Annotated in this window: 25 protein-coding genes and 1 CRISPR repeat array (1 of these 26 running past the window's edge); of the genes, 16 read left to right on the forward strand and 9 right to left on the reverse strand. The window is 35.3% G+C overall.

Annotated elements, in window-relative coordinates; genetic code table 11:
* A CRISPR array of direct repeats spans positions 1-2282; the repeat unit is 33 nt; unit sequence GTCACTCTCTGTATGGAGAGTGTGGATTGAAAT; it begins 27 nt to the left of the window's first position.
* 289 nt (positions 2283-2571) lie between these two features.
* The 10 genes from ACFCYJ_RS12730 (at position 2572) to ACFCYJ_RS12775 (ending at position 9926) form a co-directional block, all read left to right on the forward strand.
* Positions 2572-4194: a right-handed parallel beta-helix repeat-containing protein gene (locus ACFCYJ_RS12730; RefSeq protein ID WP_376074296.1), complete on the forward strand. Its 1623-nt coding sequence runs from the start codon at positions 2572-2574 to the stop codon at positions 4192-4194.
* Between the two features lie 494 nt (positions 4195-4688).
* Complete coding sequence (locus ACFCYJ_RS12735; protein WP_376074297.1) at positions 4689-4880, forward strand: hypothetical protein; 192 nt, start codon at positions 4689-4691, stop codon at positions 4878-4880.
* A 388-nt stretch (positions 4881-5268) separates the two neighbouring features.
* Positions 5269-5832: a cysteine hydrolase family protein gene (locus tag ACFCYJ_RS12740; protein ID WP_376074298.1), complete on the forward strand. Its 564-nt coding sequence runs from the start codon at positions 5269-5271 to the stop codon at positions 5830-5832.
* A 1-nt stretch (position 5833) separates the two neighbouring features.
* A complete protein-coding gene (locus ACFCYJ_RS12745; RefSeq protein WP_376074299.1) occupies positions 5834-6430 on the forward strand; it encodes a class I SAM-dependent methyltransferase in 597 nt (198 codons plus the stop codon).
* 25 nt (positions 6431-6455) lie between these two features.
* Positions 6456-7031 (forward strand): DNA-3-methyladenine glycosylase I, encoded by a 576-nt coding sequence (locus ACFCYJ_RS12750; RefSeq protein ID WP_376074300.1) that lies wholly within the window; start codon positions 6456-6458, stop codon positions 7029-7031.
* Positions 7021-7704, forward strand: a complete 684-nt coding sequence (locus ACFCYJ_RS12755) for a DUF1963 domain-containing protein (protein ID WP_376074301.1) — start codon at positions 7021-7023, stop codon at positions 7702-7704. The genes ACFCYJ_RS12750 and ACFCYJ_RS12755 overlap by 11 nt, the downstream gene beginning before the upstream one ends.
* A gap of 76 nt (positions 7705-7780) precedes the next feature.
* Positions 7781-7981 (forward strand): hypothetical protein, encoded by a 201-nt coding sequence (locus tag ACFCYJ_RS12760; RefSeq protein ID WP_376074302.1) that lies wholly within the window; start codon positions 7781-7783, stop codon positions 7979-7981.
* Between the two features lie 227 nt (positions 7982-8208).
* Positions 8209-8511 carry a hypothetical protein gene (locus tag ACFCYJ_RS12765; RefSeq protein ID WP_376074303.1) on the forward strand — a complete coding sequence of 101 codons (303 nt, stop codon included), beginning with the start codon at positions 8209-8211 and terminating at the stop codon, positions 8509-8511.
* A gap of 364 nt (positions 8512-8875) precedes the next feature.
* On the forward strand, positions 8876-9226 hold the full coding sequence (locus ACFCYJ_RS12770; protein ID WP_376074304.1) for a hypothetical protein: 351 nt from the start codon (positions 8876-8878) through the stop codon (positions 9224-9226).
* Between the two features lie 79 nt (positions 9227-9305).
* Positions 9306-9926 (forward strand): NAD(P)-dependent oxidoreductase, encoded by a 621-nt coding sequence (locus tag ACFCYJ_RS12775; protein WP_376074328.1) that lies wholly within the window; start codon positions 9306-9308, stop codon positions 9924-9926.
* Between the two features lie 199 nt (positions 9927-10125).
* On the opposite strand, the gene ACFCYJ_RS12780 is transcribed toward ACFCYJ_RS12775, so the two are convergent.
* Both ACFCYJ_RS12780 and ACFCYJ_RS12785 read right to left on the reverse strand, forming a co-directional pair.
* Positions 10126-10512, reverse strand: coding sequence for a hypothetical protein (locus tag ACFCYJ_RS12780; RefSeq protein ID WP_376074305.1), 387 nt, complete (start codon positions 10510-10512; stop codon positions 10126-10128).
* Between the two features lie 66 nt (positions 10513-10578).
* Positions 10579-10770, reverse strand: a complete 192-nt coding sequence (locus ACFCYJ_RS12785; RefSeq protein ID WP_197142381.1) for a hypothetical protein — start codon at positions 10768-10770, stop codon at positions 10579-10581.
* Between the two features lie 302 nt (positions 10771-11072).
* Between ACFCYJ_RS12785 and ACFCYJ_RS12790 the strand changes: the two genes are divergently transcribed.
* Positions 11073-11438: a hypothetical protein gene (locus ACFCYJ_RS12790; RefSeq protein ID WP_376074306.1), complete on the forward strand. Its 366-nt coding sequence runs from the start codon at positions 11073-11075 to the stop codon at positions 11436-11438.
* Positions 11425-12063, forward strand: a complete 639-nt coding sequence (locus tag ACFCYJ_RS12795; RefSeq protein ID WP_376074307.1) for an O-methyltransferase — start codon at positions 11425-11427, stop codon at positions 12061-12063. Before ACFCYJ_RS12790 ends, ACFCYJ_RS12795 begins: the two co-directional genes overlap by 14 nt.
* A gap of 70 nt (positions 12064-12133) precedes the next feature.
* Here the strand turns inward: ACFCYJ_RS12795 and ACFCYJ_RS12800 are convergent, their stop codons facing one another.
* The 5 genes from ACFCYJ_RS12800 to ACFCYJ_RS12820 all read right to left on the reverse strand — a co-directional run bounded on the left by ACFCYJ_RS12800 (position 12134) and on the right by ACFCYJ_RS12820 (position 14267).
* A complete protein-coding gene (locus ACFCYJ_RS12800; RefSeq protein ID WP_376074308.1) occupies positions 12134-12373 on the reverse strand; it encodes a hypothetical protein in 240 nt (79 codons plus the stop codon).
* Positions 12374-12522: 149 nt separating this feature from the next.
* A complete protein-coding gene (locus ACFCYJ_RS12805; RefSeq protein ID WP_376074309.1) occupies positions 12523-12687 on the reverse strand; it encodes a hypothetical protein in 165 nt (54 codons plus the stop codon).
* 45 nt (positions 12688-12732) lie between these two features.
* Positions 12733-13161: a GNAT family N-acetyltransferase gene (locus ACFCYJ_RS12810; protein WP_376074310.1), complete on the reverse strand. Its 429-nt coding sequence runs from the start codon at positions 13159-13161 to the stop codon at positions 12733-12735.
* Between the two features lie 345 nt (positions 13162-13506).
* Positions 13507-13839, reverse strand: coding sequence for a chaperone CsaA (csaA, locus tag ACFCYJ_RS12815; RefSeq protein WP_376074311.1), 333 nt, complete (start codon positions 13837-13839; stop codon positions 13507-13509).
* A 17-nt stretch (positions 13840-13856) separates the two neighbouring features.
* Positions 13857-14267 carry a hypothetical protein gene (locus ACFCYJ_RS12820; protein WP_376074312.1) on the reverse strand — a complete coding sequence of 137 codons (411 nt, stop codon included), beginning with the start codon at positions 14265-14267 and terminating at the stop codon, positions 13857-13859.
* A 300-nt stretch (positions 14268-14567) separates the two neighbouring features.
* On the opposite strand from ACFCYJ_RS12820, the gene ACFCYJ_RS12825 reads away from it, so the two are divergent.
* From ACFCYJ_RS12825 to ACFCYJ_RS12835, 3 genes are all read left to right on the forward strand, one after another.
* Entirely contained in the window at positions 14568-15302 is a 735-nt protein-coding gene (locus ACFCYJ_RS12825) for a polysaccharide deacetylase family protein (RefSeq protein WP_376074313.1), read from the forward strand.
* 137 nt (positions 15303-15439) lie between these two features.
* Positions 15440-15892, forward strand: coding sequence for a Type 1 glutamine amidotransferase-like domain-containing protein (locus tag ACFCYJ_RS12830; RefSeq protein ID WP_376074314.1), 453 nt, complete (start codon positions 15440-15442; stop codon positions 15890-15892).
* A gap of 190 nt (positions 15893-16082) precedes the next feature.
* The gene (locus tag ACFCYJ_RS12835; RefSeq protein ID WP_376074315.1) at positions 16083-16373 is read left to right on the forward strand and encodes a DUF5316 domain-containing protein; all 291 of its coding nucleotides are present in this window, start codon (positions 16083-16085) and stop codon (positions 16371-16373) included.
* 253 nt (positions 16374-16626) lie between these two features.
* Here the strand turns inward: ACFCYJ_RS12835 and ACFCYJ_RS12840 are convergent, their stop codons facing one another.
* A complete protein-coding gene (locus tag ACFCYJ_RS12840; protein ID WP_376074316.1) occupies positions 16627-16776 on the reverse strand; it encodes a YjcZ family sporulation protein in 150 nt (49 codons plus the stop codon).
* A gap of 293 nt (positions 16777-17069) precedes the next feature.
* Between ACFCYJ_RS12840 and ACFCYJ_RS12845 the strand changes: the two genes are divergently transcribed.
* Positions 17070-17351, forward strand: coding sequence for a hypothetical protein (locus tag ACFCYJ_RS12845; protein ID WP_376074317.1), 282 nt, complete (start codon positions 17070-17072; stop codon positions 17349-17351).
* Positions 17352-17455: 104 nt separating this feature from the next.
* On the opposite strand, the gene ACFCYJ_RS12850 is transcribed toward ACFCYJ_RS12845, so the two are convergent.
* Positions 17456-17662, reverse strand: coding sequence for a hypothetical protein (locus ACFCYJ_RS12850; protein WP_376074318.1), 207 nt, complete (start codon positions 17660-17662; stop codon positions 17456-17458).
* Positions 17663-18380 lie beyond the last annotated feature (718 nt).

Here is an 18380-nt window from a genome sequence, read left to right on the forward strand (position 1 = left end):
TGAAATTATTTAGTAGTAACGTTTTATCAGGTTGGTTACAGTCACTCTCTGTATGGAGAGTGTGGATTGAAATTAGTAAACATTAATAAGCTTTTAAATAAACATAAGTCACTCTCTGTATGGAGAGTGTGGATTGAAATTAATATGCAGTAACTACATTAATGACAGATACTGTCACTCTCTGTATGGAGAGTGTGGATTGAAATTGTATAGACCAAGCGCAGCGTAGCCACGCTATTTTGTCACTCTCTGTATGGAGAGTGTGGATTGAAATATAATCTTTAGACCAACTCAATAAGTTGTTCGTGTCACTCTCTGTATGGAGAGTGTGGATTGAAATTGGGAGCGAAAGTTACTTGGTGAAATGAGAGAACTGTCACTCTCTGTATGGAGAGTGTGGATTGAAATACAAACTGTGGAATCGTGCTAGCATGTTCATTCGTCACTCTCTGTATGGAGAGTGTGGATTGAAATAATTGAATTGAATGTATTTACAAAATGTATATCGTCACTCTCTGTATGGAGAGTGTGGATTGAAATGGATAAACATCTTTGACGTAAATAATTAGACCTGGTCACTCTCTGTATGGAGAGTGTGGATTGAAATGAAATTAGAAAGGCATAATGTGACTTATCAACTAAGTCACTCTCTGTATGGAGAGTGTGGATTGAAATTCTAAATCAAAGGTGGATACTACACTCATAACATCGTCACTCTCTGTATGGAGAGTGTGGATTGAAATCTATGATTGGAGAACGTAATAACCCTCGACCAGTCACTCTCTGTATGGAGAGTGTGGATTGAAATATTTTCTCTAACCAGGTAAAAAGATTTACGTCCAGTCACTCTCTGTATGGAGAGTGTGGATTGAAATACATCAACCACGCCAGGTACATTGGATGGCACCGAGTCACTCTCTGTATGGAGAGTGTGGATTGAAATAGCATCAAACACTTTAAATAACACATTTACGCTTGGTCACTCTCTGTATGGAGAGTGTGGATTGAAATATGGGGTACGGCCTTTAGGTAAATGGGTCAGGAAGTCACTCTCTGTATGGAGAGTGTGGATTGAAATTTCCATCTCGACGCACCAGGTACACCGACAATTCAGTCACTCTCTGTATGGAGAGTGTGGATTGAAATATACGGCTCCGGTCTGCAGTTAATTGTTTTTTTGTCACTCTCTGTATGGAGAGTGTGGATTGAAATGTCATTTGAACAATATCAGCAACGGCTTGATGATGTCACTCTCTGTATGGAGAGTGTGGATTGAAATTATGACAGCTGAAGCAAACGCATATCCCATAATCAGTCACTCTCTGTATGGAGAGTGTGGATTGAAATTGTATAGATCAAGCGCAGCGCAGCCACGCTATTGTCACTCTCTGTATGGAGAGTGTGGATTGAAATCTTTCATTAGCTCTAGGACTTGTTTAACATCGCGTCACTCTCTGTATGGAGAGTGTGGATTGAAATTCTGTGGTCCATCGATGCACCAGGTACACCGACGTCACTCTCTGTATGGAGAGTGTGGATTGAAATTTCAAGTAACACCTTATAGTCATCAACAGTATTCTGTCACTCTCTGTATGGAGAGTGTGGATTGAAATATGGCAAAGGCGTGTAAATCCTCACCATCACCAAGTCACTCTCTGTATGGAGAGTGTGGATTGAAATTGCCTTGTTATATGTAATAACAAATGTGTCACCCTGTCACTCTCTGTATGGAGAGTGTGGATTGAAATAAGCAAATCATTACGATATGCAAGACAATAAAGGTCACTCTCTGTATGGAGAGTGTGGATTGAAATACAAGGTACTAATGATATTAATAAATCGATTCGTGTCACTCTCTGTATGGAGAGTGTGGATTGAAATTTTGTTAGCATAGTCTCTTTTAATAGCTTCAAAGTGTCACTCTCTGTATGGAGAGTGTGGATTGAAATTAATACAAAACTGCGTGACATACACGTTTTTTCGTCACTCTCTGTATGGAGAGTGTGGATTGAAATAACCTTAAAACACTACGTAACATGAACAGAATGAAGTCACTCTCTGTATGGAGAGTGTGGATTGAAATATTTACTTCCGGGTACCCTTTAGAAATGCCATAGTCACTCTCTGTATGGAGAGTGTGGATTGAAATTCCGAATTGGTCTGTCATCTATTACGCCTCCCGTCACTCTCTGTATGGAGAGTGTGGATTGAAATTTCCTGAAACAACGCACAACCGTCCAACGGCTCGCGTCACTCTCTATATGGAGAGTGTGGATTGAAATCCGAATTTCGAAGCCACCAACGTTTCCAGGTAGTCACTCTATGTATGGAGAGTATAATTGAAATTACTGCATCATCGAATGTCTTCCCACAATTTTTTTATAAGCATGTTGCCATTAAAGGTTTATCAAATAAAACATTCTAATCTTATCAACAATTAAATTGTCTGCCTATGAAGGTAATTTATTTATACAAAATTGAATAATTGGAAGTTCAATGGGGCTATAAATAAAATAAAACCGACAATTAATTTCATGATTTCATGAAAAAGCTTCGATAAGGAGTGTGGAGATGGCGACACTTGTTGTAAAGAGAGGTATTATGCACAAATACCAAAGCATTGGGCAGGCGATTCAAGAGGCACAGCCGGGAGATTTTATTGAAATCCGGGAAGGGATCTATGAAGAAAGCTTCGAAATTTCTAAAAGGCTTACACTGTATGGAGTAGGGAATGTGACCATTAAAGGTGGCGTGTTTATCCGCTATCAGACACTTGTCAATATGCGAAATTTACGTTTTACTCAAGGGCAGGGTATTTATGTAAAGGGAGATTTACAGCTAGAAAACTGTGTCATTGAGCAACAAATGGTGCAAACACAAGTAACCGTAAGCTTCGGAAGTCTAATGATGAAAAATGTTGATGTTTTAGCGAGCCCTGTCAATCATGTTGGCTTACGTATTGATAATGGTTCAAGTGTTATTCTAGTGGATACGACTATCCAGCATCATGTGAAGGCTCAAATCATGGTGCAAAATAGCGAAATAGCATTGACAAATTGCATGTTGTTGGAAGGGTACGCGAATGGTATTTATGCAATACAGGATGTGAAGATGGAGATGATGGATTGTGAAATTCATGGACATCCAAAGGCGCAAATTGTTGCAGCTTCCAGTTCAATTTCAATGATGAATACACTTATTCACCAAGGGCAAGATGTAGGGGTGCAAGTTTTCGATAGCTCGAAACTAACGATAGATGGCTGTGAAATCAAGCAACATCAAGACACGCAACTGGTTGTTCATCAAAGTGAGTTGTTAATGACGGATTCTATCTTTTCTGATGGGCAAGGGAATGGCATTTTTCTTGGGGAGAAATCTAAGGCGATATTGTACGATTGTAAAATCCATCGACATGCGAAGTCGCAGTTATTAATTGATAATAGTAAAGTGGAGTTTCGTACATGTAGGATAGATGAGGGAGAGGCAACAGGAGTAACGATTGTCAACGAAGCCGATGTATCGATGACAGAGTGTGATCTCCAAGAACATCCGCAATTTCACTTTATTATCGACTCAAGCGGGCTAATGCTCAATCAGTGCATGATTCAATTTGGGCAGGCTGGTGGTATTTATGGTAATGATCACGCCAAGATTACGCTTCAGAACACCATAATTCGAGAGCTCGAAAGTCATCATATTTATATCAATAACGCTCGACTCTTTACTGATAATTGTACTTTTGAACATATTAGCGGGAATGCGATTACTTGTATTGATGCTATTTTTGAAGTTGCGAATAGTGAATTTAAAAACTGTTATGAAGGCCCGCATACAATCGTTTGGTCTGATCAGTCAATGGGACGTATTGAGCATTGTACGATTGATGAGGCAGATCGTACATTTTTAGCGATGTCCAATCAATCTTTACTTGAGATGGTGTACACAGATCTATCTACTGTAAAAATACCCGCTATTGTACAGGGGAAGAGTCAATTATTTATCGAAGGGTATACGAACGAGACAATGTGGAAGTGTGATGCATCGTCGAGAATAGTTTATTTGCCAGTTATTACAAGCGACAAGAGAAAGCGAGTAAATCGAGCAGAAGTTATGAATATCCAAATACTGGACGAAAAATCACGAATGCCGGGTGGGAATTTACAGAAACTTAACATAATACCACCAGGTAAATAATGTTAATAAAACAGTGTAGTAACCGAATAAAGAAGTAGGATAAGTAGTTTCAATTATTTTGAAATTACTTTTTTTTAGGGATAAAAGCGCTTTAATAACGAGAAGGTGTATAATTAAGATGGATATATAAAGACACTTACTGTCATTGTTCGTAGTAATTTATAATTTTTATGTAAACGGTTTCTTTATAGTAGTTTTAACGTTGTAGCGCAGAATACTAAAATTCGACAAAAGTACTTGTTATTTTTATAATAGAATTAATGACTAACAAGTATCGATATTTGGTACTGCATTAAAAATTATTATTAAATAACAATGATTTTTTACGGAAGTTAAAATTTTATTGTATTTAAGTAGATTTTGGATTGTTTAATTTCTATATGTTATCCTATAATCAGTAAAAAAAGTTCAGGAATGGTTGTAGAGTATGTTGTTTTAGAAATATGAATAATGATTGTAAAATAATATTTGGATGAATTAGAGGTGAAAAAGGAATGTTTGGGCTTACAAAAGAAGAAATTATGTTAATGCTTGAGAAGGTAGGATTAGAAGAGAGACAAAAAAATGCAATTGCGGACATCCTGCATCTTAACAATTTGCGAATCGAGCAACAACTTGCATTTATTATCCACTTAGTTATGGACGAGCGCGAAAGAAGTATTACCAACAATACATATTTAAATTAAAAATGTTGTAGGATAAGAAATTTAATTTTTTCACACATACCATATAGTTTGTTATAGAAAAAACGAATTGACTAGAAATCATGTTCAAAAATAATAACACTTTAAAATGATTGTAACTATTATTTTATCCTACTTATAGATGAATAAAATCACAAGTGCTATGTATTTACTAAATGCACTTGTGATTTTTTAAGTTCTTTCAGCGGGTGTTTGGACACCCGCTGAAAGAACTTAAAGCCTCCGGCGGATGTCTTGTTTAAAGTTTGTCAATTTCCATGGCTGCCTGTTTAATCATATAAAAACTCTTTCTTGAATGGTAAAATTTGAAACTTTTTTATTTTTCAGAACGTAAAGAGATAAGATAGAAAAGAATGGGAAGTGTAGTACTTTGAAGCAAGCGTTACTGATACTTGATATTCAAAATGATTACTTTAGTGATCAAGCTAGAATGCCTGTAGCAAAGCATCAAATTGAGCCTACTTTAAATGGCATAAATGACCTTATAAAGAGCGCTGAAAAATCAAATGTTCCTATCATCTATATTAGGAATGAGTTTGAGCGAATGCATGTACTTTCGAATCTTTTACGAAAATTCACTGCGTTAAAAGGAAGTAAAGGTGCTGAATTGGATGAACGACTATTAAGATCCGAGGGTGCGTATTTTTCAAAGAATAAAGCGGATGCATTTAATAATCCCAGCTTAGTAACGTATTTAAAGAATAATGACATAAACCAATTAATAGTAACGGGTGCATTTATAGAAGGCTGTGTCACTGCAACAGTGAAAGGGGCCCTAGCTAGAAATTTTGCTGTAACAGTTGTGAGAGATGCAGTCGCAGGTGCTACAGATCAACGTAAGGAAGTAGCCTTAACAAAGCTAGCTACACAAGACATCTTAATCCTTACTTCGCAGCAGGTTTTTGAAAGTGAAAATGACAAAGGGGGAATTTGAAATGACACTTTTACAACGATTAATCGAGCAAGCTAAAAAACCACGAGGATTCGTAGGCTCACTGATGCTACGAATTATGAATAAGGCACATAGCGGTATGAATACTTGGCTCATGAAACAGGAAGCTGTAAATGATGGCAATATTGTGTTAGATATTGGATGTGGAGGTGGAAAAACACTTCAATCCTTATCGAAAATGAATCCAAGTGGTAAAATTTATGGTATAGACTTTTCTGCGCAGGCTGTTAAAGATTCTACGAAAACCAATCAAATGGATATAGCAAATGGAAAAGTGATCGTGACGCAAGCAAGTGTTTCGAGCATTCCGTACACAGATAAGTTTTTCGATACGATTACAGCGTTCCAAACACATTATTTTTGGCCTGACTTAGCTAATGATGTGAAAGAAGTATATAGAGTGTTGAAGGACGATGGGAAGTTTATCATCATTTCGGAGCTCTATAAAATTAATTATCATATGAAAGCCTACAAAACAAAACCTGAAATCAAGCAGTTGTTTGAAAGTGTTGGGTTTCAAACTGTTACTATAAGAGAAAACACGCAAAAAGGATGGCTTTGTATTACAGGGATTAAATGAACCATAAAAAATGGAGGATATATGAATGAAAAGATGTGAATGGGTAAAGTTAGATGAACCTTTATATGTTGAGTATCATGACAAGGAATGGGGTATTCCTGTCCATGATGATCAGCATTTATTTGAGATGCTCTGTCTAGAAGGGGCACAGGCTGGTCTTAGCTGGTGGACGATTCTACAAAAAAGAGAGGGCTACCGGGCAGCTTTCGACCAATTTGAAGCTTCGAAAATCATTCTCTATACGGAGGACAAGCTACAGGAGCTTAGACAGGATTCTCGCATTGTCCGAAATAAGCTTAAAATTGCTAGTGTTGTAACGAATGCTCAAGCCTTTCTACGGATACAGGAGCAATATGGCTCCTTCTCTGAATATATTTGGGGCTTTGTAGACCATCAGCCGATTATCAATGAATGGTCGTCCATTGCAGACGTACCTGCTACAACAGAAATTAGTGAACGCATGAGCAAGCAATTAAAAAAAGACGGTTTTAAATTTGTTGGTAGTACGATTTGCTATTCATTTATGCAGGCAACAGGGATGGTAAATGACCATGTCGTAGATTGTATTTGTCGCAGTGAGGGGGTAGTTGATGAAAATTGATGCTATTAAGGCTCAATTAGTAAGGCAGGCAACGATCTTTGAAACGGGTGGGATTAGACCTACACATGACCTGCTAGAAAGCTGGATTGGCTTTGTAGGCTGGTCATTACCATCTGAGCAATTGCCACAAGGGTTTCAGCCACTTGCTACATTATTTTTAAAGGAGCTGCCTTTTGTACCCGCATCGCTTCAACATATTGAGCTGCTAACGCTATTTATCAATGAAGACATATTTGATCACCTTATAGAGGATGATCTTAGCCGTTTTTTTGAAATAAAAGCATATACTTCTCTAGAAGGTTTAGTCCAGCAAACTTGGCAACATGACCGTATTCGAGCCTTCCCGCTTATTTCGAAATGGATTGACAATGATTATCCGACATGGGATGGGGGAGGGATTCCATCTGATGTAGAGGATGAAATATTGAGGCTAGAGCACGAGGAAGATGTTGAGTACTTCGATGATATCGTAGAGGAAATATACGCCGTGCATAAAATTGGCGGCTATCCAGCTTTTTGCCAAAGTGGTCGTGATTACGGAGAGGAGTTTCCCTTTGTATTCCAGATTGCCTCTGACGGGAAAGCATATTTTAATATCGTCGATAATGGGAATTTCTATTTCTTTTTTAATCGTGAGCTAAATGAGTGGCGTGTTTATTGCGATTTTTATTAGCGATAAAACCATTTTCACGTTCAAACAGCAAGGTTACAGTGATAATCCATTGATGGCATGATTAGGAGGAATGAAGATGCGGAGGCATACTTCCGAAATTAGAAAAGTAAAGAAGGAGAGAAAAATGGGGAATAAAACGGTCATTAAGAGCGGTATTAGTTTTGGCTCGGTATTGGCCATTACTATTTCTTGGAGTGTCAATCATTCGATCATCTGGGCAATCATACATGGTTGTTTAAGTTGGTTGTATGTCATTTATTACGCAATATTTAGATAGATAGTGAATAGTATGTGAAATTTAATCAAGGAACGGGCTGAATGTGGAACCTGACGCTGTGCAATTGTTTAGCGATACATTGCATCGTATACATACAATAGTGAATGTGCTTCGTTCATAACTTTTGAGTATTTAGCATAAATAACTAAGTGCTCTTTTAATGAAAAGCTCATATTATGAAAGATTACTAACATCTTTCCATGTATCGTAGAAGAAAGGTTGATAGGATGACACATCAAGTAACCGCCACAAGCCATTTTGATTTTAATGCTTCAGGCGTTGATGAAATATTACAAAATGTAGCATTTATATTATCTACTTTCGTAATATCTTGCCCTTTATACAGAGATTTTGGTTTTAGACTAGACACTCTTCCACCTTTCCAGCTTGCCAAAAGACGTAATACTGCACGTCTTTTAGAAAGCATTCAACGTTTCGTGCCACAAGCTATAGTAATCGATGTAGATTATCTTGGAGATGCATATGTAGGAAAATTAGAACCAGTTGTGAAAGTCATCGTAAACGAATAAACAATTAAGATGTAGATTGTCCTTTCCTTACAGAAATTTGCCAGGCTATATAAATGTAAGCCTGGCAAATATTTTAAGGAGAATTATATATAAATAATATTTGTTCGATGCGTAGACCGGGAAAGTGGGATTCATTCATTATTTAACTTATTTCAGCGGGTGTACAAACATCCGCTGAAATAAGTTAAAAGCCTCCGGCGGATGTCACGGAAATCGGAAAGGAGTTCTTTGTGCCAGCACAAAGCCGATTCCGGACGCAATTATGCCGAGGCATAATTGATTATGACAAGCGTATTCTATTAAAAAGATGAAATGGAGAGAATACATGAGAGGGTTCATAAAAGGCCTTTTTATTTTATTTTCCGTGATAGTAATAGCTGCTGCCTTGATAAAGTATAATCAACCTTCATTTGAAAGACACATTCAAAAAAATCCCGATACAAATTATAATGAAGAAATTGGTGAAAAATTACAAAGTACGAATTTTACACAAAAAATTATAGTAGCGTTACGAGCAGCGGGCTATTATCCAGATAGTACGATCGGCTATTTAATTGAATCTCCAAACAATCAAGTAATCACTATACCATTACATAATTTAGATGAATTAGATAAGAGTACAGAAAGCGAAATCCAAAATATCGTCAACAGTATTGCGGAAACAAATGATCTTCAGCTGTTTATCGTTAATGTCAGACTTATTGATCCTCATTAACAACACGTAAGGATGGTTAAAGACCTCTAAAAAATTACAGAAAATTTGTGTGCTATAATCAAAAAAAGAGGTGATCATTCTGGAAATTTTAGTTTTAGGTGCCACTGGACGTGTTGGTAGCCACATTGTTTCCCTAGCTTTACAAGATGCACATAGCGTTACAGCTTTAGTTCGTAACCCAAATAAGCTAAACATAAATGATGAAAATTTACAGATTGTACAAGGGAATGTATTAGAAAAACAAGATATAGAAAATGTCTTGGCGAATGTTGATATTGTGATCAGTGCATTAAACACGGATGGCACCAATACATTAACCAAAAGTATGCCGCTAATTCTTGAAGCAATGGAAAAAATGCATGTGAAGAGAATTATAACGATTGGAACGGCTGGAATTCTACAAAGTCGTCTGACACCAAGTATTTTACGATATCAATCGAGCGAATCAAAAAGAAAATCAACCTTTGCGGCAGAAGAGCACCATAACGTCTATCATCTATTGAAGAAATCTGACACCGATTGGACAATCGTCTGTCCTACATACTTACCTGATGGTGAATACACGGGTACTTATCGAATCGAACGAGATTTTTTACCAGATGGTGGGGGAGAAATATCTGTTGCAGATACGGCAGAGTTTGCCTATCAACAAATTCAGAGCAAAGAATATGTGAAATCGCGTGTAGGTATTGCGTACTGATTACAAAATAAGAATAAGAAGCGGACAAAATGAGACTGAAAAAAGACTGATAGTAGTGGATAGTTGAGCAAGCCTTGTTCAGCTAAAGGGGAGCGTTAATCAAAGAATGATTAACGCTTTTTCTTTTCACCTACAGACTAAAAAAGTTAAGGTCACCAAAGTTAAAAGGTGACCTTAACCTAAACATGTCGTCAGTAAATCAGCCCTCAGATAGAACTAAATACCGTTTAACAACATCGTCGTATTTCACGATTAAAATATCATCACGTTCTTTTGCTGAATAAATCTTTGCGCCAATCGGTAAATGGTTAGCTGTACCATTTTTAAAATCCTCAGCTTTAGTGGCATTATATTTTATGGCACCAATATATTGATCTTCATTAATCTCAAGTTCATCGATCCATTCTATTTCGGTTTCAAAAATATTACCTTCCCATTGAAAAATATCTGCTTGGTTGTTTAATCTTAAAGATTCAGCTGCGTCAGGTTTTTTAGAAGTAAAAGTATCTACTGTGCCTGTTTCATTACAACCAACTAAAAATAAACTAAACAATACTACAATTAATAAATAGTCTTTCTTCTTCAATATATCACCTACTTAATTCAGTCGGAGGAAACTTACAAATTTATTCATATTTACTCATACGATCAATTATTTGATGTGGCATGCAAAGGTGTAATTTAATGAAAGAAGATCTCTTTCTACAATGGGTTCTCCACCTGCTTTTAGACACCTTTCACTAGCCAAATTAATTTCCTGTTGATTAAAATATGATTGCACCCCAGTTAAAAACACTACGCCAAAAACAAGTAATAGACCAAGTTTTAAAAATGGCCTTTTCATTTTATCGCTCCTTCTTTTGAACATGAAGTTCTCTACATCAATAAAAATGAATCCCTAACTCCTAAGTCACACAACTATTAATTACCGTTTTATGGTGATGGCTATTATTTACAGTTTAATGGAAGAACAGAGGGAAGTACATATTACATAATTCCTTAAAACGTTTAATGTTTCTGTTGTTAAAGTATGAAATTAGGAAACGGGAAATGAATAGAGAAGGTTAATTGACAAGTTGTATACATTTGTATACAATTTAAATGAAATCGAGATTGTATACAAATGTATACAATAGGAGGATGAAAATGAGAAGTGAAAAAATGAAGGAATTTAGAGAAGAGGGACATCATCGAGGGGGACGTCATAGAGGAAGAGATGGCGCTCACCAACGTGGACCTAAAACCTTCCGTCGTGGAAGGGCTATTGCTTTTTTAGAGATGATGAATTTAAAGCGTGCAACGATTAAGCAACAATTAGAGCAACCAGAGTTTCAATCGATTCAGCCAATACTAGTGGGTGAATTAAAAGCCATAGATATGGTCATCAATGAATTCAGTCAATTATTTGAACTACATGAAAGTGAAACTATCGATATATCCGTTAGTCAAGAAGAAGATGAAAATTCTTTAAACCATGATGAAGAAGGGAATAACCTAAATGAAAATAATTAATCATTACATTGATTCAGTGTTTCATACGCAAGACGCTATTTTAGAGGAGGTCATTACATCCATTGAAGAAAACGGAATGCCCGCCATTTCAGTTTCTGCTTCCTCTGGAAAACTTTTAACAATGCTTGTCTCGATGACAGGCGCTAAAAACATTCTTGAAGTAGGGGCTCTCGGGGGATATAGTGGAATTTGTCTAGCTAGAGGATTCGGTAGTAATGGAAAATTAACTTCTCTAGAGTTAGAGGAAAAATACGCGCAGTTAGCTTACAGTAATTTATCAAAGGCAGGTTTTGGTGAACAAGTGACCTATATGACGGGACCTGCATTGCAAAGCCTTGAAAAGCTAAAGCAGGATAATAAGCGATTCGATTTTTTCTTTATCGACGCTGATAAGGATAATTATGAAAACTATTTAAATTATTGTGTGAAGCTAGCAAATCCCGATGCTATCATAATTTCTGATAATGTCCTTGCTAATGGGAGTGTGGCAGACCCAAATGCCCAACCAAAACGTTATACGGAATTAATGAAGAAATTCAATGTAGCAGTAGCGAACCACCCTCAATTAGAGTCGATTATTCTTCCAATTGGTGATGGTATGACACTTTCAAAAGTGAAGAAGTAAGTCACTATTTTGTTTCGAAGGCACTGACGGACTGCATGTTAGTGCTTTTTTGCTTTACAATTTTTCTAGTCTACAAGTATAAATAATTGAGGATCCATCCGGTAATTCCAGCGATAATTCCTGCAATAATTAAGATACGTCCATGCTTTGTCGCATGATAATCCTTTCTTAAAACGATGCCCATACAAATCGCAATAATACCACAAAATAATTGAAAAAAGACAAGTGCAAACGAAACGTTTATCCAACCAATTAGTATGAGTAGGGATTCATAGTTTTTTTCAGTTTCCATATACATTCCTCTTTTCATGTTATGTATATATATCATTTTATTGGACAGTTTTATTAAAAATACATGATTTAATTTGGATATTATCAGTAGTATAAAATTGGGAAGCTACGATAAGTAGGGGGGTGAATTAAAAAATGACTGAAGTCGACCTTGCTGTAAGCTTGATTTCAGTCTAATTTCACATTTAACTTTTCTAAAATGCTTCTAAGTATTTCAGTTTGCTCCTGCTGAATTTTAATGAATTTAATTAAAATCCAAATGATAAAGGCAGCTAGAACAATGTAAAACATACATATATCGAAAGGAGGTATAAGTGCAAAAAATATTCCCATTTTAAATCTCTTTTTTATGAATAAAGTAGATGGATGGCCTATTTATTACTTTAATTCTAGATGTAGTACTGGATAATGGCGACCTGAACTATCTGTTAGTTCTTCACTAACAATAGTAAAACCATTTTTCAAATAAAACATCTTTGCGTTGTCATTGTCTTTATTAACATCAACAGACCTTATATTAAAATCTCTAATAAGGTGTTGTATAATTTGTTTTCCATAACCTTTTCCAATTTCAGCCGGTTCTAAAAATAGCATTTCTAAGTGCTGATTATTGGTACCTGAAAAACCTATCAATTCGCTTTCCACAAACCAAAGTCTCACATCAAGATGCGGGAAATACATAGGAATTTCCTGTTTAATGTCTTCCTTATCTTTTAAACTTAAAAAATCATGGGTTTTGGTAACGGATCTATCCCAAAGATTTATAATAGCTTCATAGTCATTAGTTGTAGCTTGTCTGTTTTTCATAATGTTCTCTCCTTTTTCTCTTCAATATCAGGCTCCTTTCTATTTTTTATTTGAAGATTTTAACGATGTAGCACCAATCTAAATAAAATTTCATTTTCTATGATCCTCTCGATTTAGGGGATTTGTTCTTCTTATAATTTTTATGTAACAAAAGTTGTAACATATGGTACTAGATGAAACAAAATAATAAAAGGGCCACATTCGTGACCCTTAGTATCAAGTCAGGAGGTGTAAGGCTAAATTAGCTTTACACTACTAAATATATGATGTAGAAGAAATTTAAGTTAGTTTTGTGCCTGTAAAATAGATTCATTTTTTTGATTTCACTATCATAAAATCCTAGACTTAACTAATTTTAGTTCCGTTTGGTACAGGCTGATCAGGAGATAATAGAATGACATCTCCTTCTACAGGAACACTGCCAATCACTAAAACTTCAGATTTAAAGCCTGCCACACGACGAGGAGGGAAATTAACAATCGCTACTACTTGCTTATTAATGATTCCTTCAGACGTATAGCGTTGAGTAATTTGTGCAGAAGATTGCTTGATTCCAAGGTCTTCTCCAAAATCAATTTTCATTTTAATGGCAGGAACCCTTGCTTTCGGAAGTTCCTCAGCTTGGATCACAGTACCAATTCTAATATCAAGATTCACAAAGTCTTCTATAGTGGCCATAAAAAATACTCCTTCATTTAACTTTCAATGTGTATAAACTCTTGTAAATTCTTTTCGATGAAATTATTTATTTTTTCTATAGTAGCTGGATAAATATTTTCGAACATTGCATGAAGCGATTCAAATGATGCAAGGAGCTCTTTGTTTTGATTTAATTCATCTCGAGTGATTGAAAAATTCTCTAATGTAGTAGGGTGATGATGTTGTTTTAGTTCTTGTTCAATTTTGTCAAGGAGTAAAAGAAAAGGTTCATCATGAAAGTACTTAAAACATGCTTTGATAGCTGCCCAATTTTTAGGCTGAGCCATGAAATAAGCACTCCACCAATAATATTCGATAAGAGATTTACTAATATGGTTATAATAAACATGAAACATAAATAATGCTCGTTGGCCTTCCGTAAGTTCCTCATAAAAACGTTCTTTCACACCGATATCACTTTCTTCGGACATTCTTACCTTATAAATCTGAATTAGTGGTTCGAAGCACCTTTGACTTAGACTGGAGCAGTTAAAATCCAAATTCTCTTCCTTTACCTTTATTATCAAAATAATCACACTCCTTCCCAATAATATAACATTTTGGAATTGGAATGTGCAGCGTTATTTACATACATTTTGGATTGTTATTGGTTTTGTATACAGTTAAAAGTAAAAAAATAAAAGCATCTTTTAGTGTAAACCTCAAATAATAATGATTAGAAATAATTATTTACAGGAGGTGAGAACTTGAGGAAATATTATCTGCTGATCGCATTATGCATTATGGGGATATTTCTATTTTTTGTAAATGAAAAATCCTTTGCAGATAAGGGAAGGAAGTATTACGAAGAAGCAGGCCAAATTTTGTGGGATATTAATACAGATGAAAAAGTGATCGCCTTAACCTTTGATGATGGTCCTCATAAAAAGTACACACCTGCTATTTTAGATATATTAGACAAGTACAATGCTAAGGCTACATTTTTTATTGTGGGTGAAAATGCAGAAAAAAACCCTGATCTTGCTTACCGTATACACGAAGAAGGTCACGAACTGGCCATTCACACATATACACATCCTTTTAGGACTAACGTCTCCAATTTAATGAAGGAAATAAAACAAACACATGCAACAATTTATGGTATTACGGGATATGCTCCTGTCTTATTTAGACCAGTTGAAGGGCAATACACGGATTCCATGATTGATGCAATAGCAAAAGCAGGATATAAAGTTGTTATGTGGTCATGGCATTTAGATACATTTGATTGGAAAAGTCCTGGAGACAAGAAAATTACCAATACGGTTTTAAAAGGTGCAAAGCCTGGAAGTGTCGTGTTATTTCATGACGGCGGTGGTAATCGTGAGCAAACAGTAAGGGCATTGGATAAAATCTTACCAGAGCTTGAAGACCAAGGATATAAATTTGTAACGATCTCAGAGCTGCTGGATATTCAAAAATTAAATAAAGATGGAAAATAATATAGGCAGGGCTCGGTTTGAAATGTAAACCGGGCTTTGCTTTTTGAATGTTGTTAAAAAATGGTTTAAATAGTAGCGGTATTGTATAATTAAGTTCATTATTTTCGAAAAACTAAATGAAATGGAAGTGGGAAAAGATGAAACAAATTATTGCATTAGGAGGAGGAGGCTTTTTTATGGAGCCTCATAATCCATTATTAGATACATATATTTTACAGCAGTCGAACAAAGCTAATCCTAAGATCTGCTTTGTGCCTACTGCTAGCGGAGATTCAGAAAATTATATGGCAAGATTTTATTCTTTTTTTGACTCACAATCATGTGTTCCGTCTCACTTATCACTTTTTTCTCCCCCTACGCGAGATTTAGAAAGTTTTATTATGGAAAAGGATATCATTTATGTTGGTGGAGGAAATACTAAACTCTCATCTGGAATTGCCGCTGATGATGGAGTAGCCGTTCATTATATCGATCAAGAAATTCATAAAATCGTTAGCTCAAAACCAAATGGTAAAGCCTATAAGGTCTCCTTGGATAAGGAGATCAATGAGGAAGAATTAGCTGTGAAATATTTGGGTACTATAGATTAATAATATTTTATTATCAAAGATTGTCATAACTTCAAAGAATAAGCCTACTCATGATTATCCCATTTTGAATAGGCTTATTTATTTTTTGAAGCAAGACCGTCCTACTGATGCTCCGACTTTTTGAGAATCTTGTTTTTGTCGAAACAAAATAGGGTAATCAAACGTAAAATAAAGAAAGGGGGGATTTGGGGTGAAATATTTATTAATCGGTGTTCTCTTATCATTATGCGGTGTTTTCATATCGTTGATTTTGTGGGGAATGGATAAGATCTATTTAGTTCCAGGAACAGTTGGCTGTATTTTCATTGTCATTTCAATGGTTTTTTCAGGGTCTATGGCCAGTGGGGATCGGATGAGGGCAAACTTTGCTACCGAAACTACAGGACATCGGGACGAACGTCATAAAATCACTATAAATTCCTTATACATTGCTTTACCAAATATTATTGTTGCGGTTTTATTTTATTATTTAAATAAATGATGGAAAAACGCTCAGAACTTTTTATTAATAAAATGAATAAAGCTTCTATAGAAAGTTGAATATTCAAAAATAAAAGGTCACTCGGACAAAAGTGACCTTTTTTGTTTTAACTGTAGTATGTCAGGCTGGTAAGTTATTCTACTATTACTATGGATGTTATTTAGCAATAGAGAGTATGGAATGTTTGATTGTGACAATGATAATTAGCATTAACTTTTTTCATTAAAAATCTGAATAGTAGTAGAAAACGGCATTAATATTGCATGAATGTTGTACCGACAATAATTAAAAGAATGAAGAGAACTACGATTAAGGCGAATGCTGAGCCGCCGCCGTATCCTCCACCGCCGTATCCTCCATAACAACCACAGTTACCATAATTTCCACCTTGGTAGTATCCCATAAAATATCCCCCCCTTCTACGTCTATAATATGTTCAGGTGTAGAAAGGAGAGGAGGTATTCATCTATGTTTTACTCAGTTTGGTTTGAAAATTTAAAAAGTTTATAATGAGGAATTACTAAAGAAAAAGGACATCTATGCTAATGGTTTCTTGGATTTTTGAGGTTTTTTTTAGGGAGTAGAGCATGGTACTTATGACATTTAGAGAAAAATCATTTTTTTAGAATAATAAAATTGAAACTATTACAAATTTCAATCGTATAAATAAGGAAGATTCTCGGAGGTGTTTGTACTATGCCGTTTATTGGATGGGCTATATTAACTTTTTCAATTGTATGTTACTTACCTTTTTTTATCTGGCTTTCTGCTAGTTATCTAAGTAACGGTGATCAATCAAAAAGAAAAAATAACTATTGGTTATTCTTGATGTTAGCTGGATTATTAAATTCTTTGAATTTTTTCTTGTTTAAGATTCAAGATACATATTTCTTGGCAGTAATAGTCACAATCATTTTATTATCGAGCCAATACATGTTTTTCATCGTTCGAAAAGATAAAAGAAAAGCGATGGAATGACTAACGAAACGTTTCAGAAATTTGTGTTGCAGTACACAAAAAAATATCCCCTTGAATTTAGACTAATTCAAGGGGATATTTTAAAAAATCTAGAAAGTTCTTCGCTATCTAGAAGATTCGATTTTACCTCTGCTTTTTAAAATTTTTTCTGTTTCAATACCCGCGTTGAAAACGGACACGATCATAAGAAAGAAAAATAGAATTTGAATGAACCTATCTGCTGTCCAATAGCCCAAATAATTCATAAATACAAGGATGACAAATAAAATAGCAGTAACAATGGGGGAACAAAGGCGTAATTTACGAGACATTTTATATCCTCCTTTTTATGTTAACAAAACCATGTTCTAAAGTTAACATAAAAAGGGTATTAATAAGTATTAAAAGAGCAGACGCAATTAAAGTGGTTTATTAATTTTTAGTTTCCAGACCAAAGTGACATATACAAATGGCATATATGATACCGCTAATGATGCCCCAAAATTCTAGACCAAAAGGTAAAAGAAAAGTAGCGATACCTACTATGTATGAATATCCCAAATAGCTTCGCTAGTTTATCTTTACCACCAATAAAACTTTCTGCTTGGTAACCCGCAATTTCTGCTTTATAGATAAGATAACCCATGAAAAAAATAGTAAAGCAAGAACAATACAAGTAACATTTTCAGCAATCATTTTACGTGTCGCCGCACTTTTTTAGTTCTAATAAATATGCGAATATAATAAGAAAGGGTTTTCCAAATTATTACTCGTGGTGATGTATTTCTCAATACAAGCATTCAGTGTAGAAAGTATTCCATCCTACCAAAACTTAGATAAATAACCCTAAACTAGAGAATACCTATATATATCAGTATAGGTATAAAAAAAATTGAGAAAATCGAATAACAATAAAACTGACTACTCCCACAGCTAAAGCAGTGGGGCTCTTATATACTTAAGAGAAGCGTTACAAAGCTCTCCACAGATGGTGTTGCCATGTCCTGTGTACAACATCTTTGATTTATCTTCTGTTCCATAAGACTTTCT

The organism is Lysinibacillus sp. NPDC056232 (genome assembly GCF_042267565.1).
In the GTDB taxonomy this organism is placed as follows: Bacteria; Bacillota; Bacilli; order Bacillales_A; family Planococcaceae; genus Lysinibacillus.

Coding starts and splice junctions, on each gene's coding strand:
- ACFCYJ_RS12730 (WP_376074296.1), top strand. CDS start 2,572: ATGGCGACACTTGTTGTAAAGAGAGGTATTATGCACAAATACCAAAGC.
- ACFCYJ_RS12735 (WP_376074297.1), top strand. CDS start 4,689: ATGTTTGGGCTTACAAAAGAAGAAATTATGTTAATGCTTGAGAAGGTA.
- ACFCYJ_RS12745 (WP_376074299.1), top strand. CDS start 5,834: ATGACACTTTTACAACGATTAATCGAGCAAGCTAAAAAACCACGAGGA.
- ACFCYJ_RS12750 (WP_376074300.1), top strand. CDS start 6,456: ATGAAAAGATGTGAATGGGTAAAGTTAGATGAACCTTTATATGTTGAG.
- ACFCYJ_RS12755 (WP_376074301.1), top strand. CDS start 7,021: ATGAAAATTGATGCTATTAAGGCTCAATTAGTAAGGCAGGCAACGATC.
- ACFCYJ_RS12760 (WP_376074302.1), top strand. CDS start 7,781: ATGCGGAGGCATACTTCCGAAATTAGAAAAGTAAAGAAGGAGAGAAAA.
- ACFCYJ_RS12765 (WP_376074303.1), top strand. CDS start 8,209: ATGACACATCAAGTAACCGCCACAAGCCATTTTGATTTTAATGCTTCA.
- ACFCYJ_RS12785 (WP_197142381.1), bottom strand. CDS start 10,770: ATGAAAAGGCCATTTTTAAAACTTGGTCTATTACTTGTTTTTGGCGTA.
- ACFCYJ_RS12790 (WP_376074306.1), top strand. CDS start 11,073: ATGAGAAGTGAAAAAATGAAGGAATTTAGAGAAGAGGGACATCATCGA.
- ACFCYJ_RS12795 (WP_376074307.1), top strand. CDS start 11,425: ATGAAAATAATTAATCATTACATTGATTCAGTGTTTCATACGCAAGAC.
- ACFCYJ_RS12800 (WP_376074308.1), bottom strand. CDS start 12,373: ATGAAAAGAGGAATGTATATGGAAACTGAAAAAAACTATGAATCCCTA.
- ACFCYJ_RS12805 (WP_376074309.1), bottom strand. CDS start 12,687: ATGGGAATATTTTTTGCACTTATACCTCCTTTCGATATATGTATGTTT.
- ACFCYJ_RS12810 (WP_376074310.1), bottom strand. CDS start 13,161: ATGAAAAACAGACAAGCTACAACTAATGACTATGAAGCTATTATAAAT.
- csaA (WP_376074311.1), bottom strand. CDS start 13,839: ATGGCCACTATAGAAGACTTTGTGAATCTTGATATTAGAATTGGTACT.
- ACFCYJ_RS12830 (WP_376074314.1), top strand. CDS start 15,440: ATGAAACAAATTATTGCATTAGGAGGAGGAGGCTTTTTTATGGAGCCT.
- ACFCYJ_RS12840 (WP_376074316.1), bottom strand. CDS start 16,776: ATGGGATACTACCAAGGTGGAAATTATGGTAACTGTGGTTGTTATGGA.
- ACFCYJ_RS12845 (WP_376074317.1), top strand. CDS start 17,070: ATGCCGTTTATTGGATGGGCTATATTAACTTTTTCAATTGTATGTTAC.
- ACFCYJ_RS12850 (WP_376074318.1), bottom strand. CDS start 17,662: ATGTCTCGTAAATTACGCCTTTGTTCCCCCATTGTTACTGCTATTTTA.